Annotated in this window: 1 protein-coding gene; it reads left to right on the top strand. The window is 75.3% G+C overall.

Annotated features, from left to right (window positions below):
- Positions 1–53: 53 nt before the first annotated feature.
- A partial coding sequence (locus SSOG_RS06165; protein WP_154686084.1) for a serine/threonine-protein kinase occupies positions 54–1,153 on the top strand: 1,100 nt, incomplete at its 3' end.

The following is a 1,153-nucleotide window of genomic DNA, read 5'->3' as shown; positions in this document are numbered from 1 at the left end:
GTCACCGGTGGGGCCTAAGCTGTTCGCTCACTGCTGGCGATGCGAGGGAGCCGATGGTGGCACCGGGGGACATGGGCGGTGATCTGTCCGGAAGGCTGCTGGGCGGGCGCTACCGGGTGACGGAGCAGATCGGCCGCGGCGGCATGGGCGTGGTCTGCCGGGCGATGGACGAAGTGCTGGGCCGTGAGGTCGCGGTCAAGGTGCTGCGCGCCTACACCGACGCGTCCGGCGCGGAGCTGGCCGATCTGCGCACCCGGATGCAGCGCGAGGCGCGCGCCGCGGCCCGGATCCGCCATTCGGGTGTGATCACGGTGCACGATGTGGCGGACGAGGACGGGCTGCCGGTCATCGTCATGGAGCTGATCGACGGCCCGTCCCTCGACGACGTGATCGACGAGCGCGGTGTCGTCGATCCCCTGGAGGCCGCGCGGATCGGCGCGAAGGTGGCCGACGCGCTCGCCGCGGGCCATGACGCCGGGGTGCTGCACCGCGATGTGAAGCCGGGCAATGTGCTGCTCGATCGCGGGGGCCGGGTGGTGCTCACCGACTTCGGCATCGCGAGCATGGAGGCGCCCGACGACGGCGCGACCACCAAGCTGACCCGCAGCGGCGAGCTGATCGGCTCGCTGGACTATCTGGCGCCGGAGCGCGCCCAGGGCCAGGAGCCGGGCCCGGCCTCGGACGTGTGGGCGCTGGGCATGACGTTGTACGCGGCGGTGGAGGGTTCGTCGCCGTTCCGCCGCACCTCGGTGTGGTCGACGCTGACCGCGATCGTCACCGAGCCGCTGCCGGAGCCCCGGCTGGCCGGTCCGCTGGCGCCCGTTCTGCGTGAGCTGATGGACAAGGACCCGGAAGGGCGTCCCACGGCGGCCGAGGCGCGGCAGCTGCTGGAGGCGGTCGCGGCCGGGGCCGCGCCGGAGCTCCGGCCGTCTGCTCGACAGGCCCCGCCGGTCCCGCGGACCCCGCAGGCATCGCAGGTCCCGCGGACCCCGACCGCACCGGATGTCGGGGCCACGCGGCCGCCGGTGGGCGCCGGTCCCGGGGAGGGCGGCGCGCCGGGGCCCGGGCGCGGCCGGACGCGGGTGCTGGTGGCGGCGGCGGTCGCCGGTGTGGTGCAACGTCGGCGGCGGGGTGACGTACGCGCTGCTCGGCG

Origin of the sequence: Streptomyces himastatinicus ATCC 53653, assembly GCF_000158915.1 — a bacterium.
GTDB lineage: Bacteria > Actinomycetota > Actinomycetes > Streptomycetales > Streptomycetaceae > Streptomyces > Streptomyces himastatinicus.
Note: the sequence above shows the minus strand (reverse complement) of the source record. Positions and strands in the feature narration are given on the sequence as shown.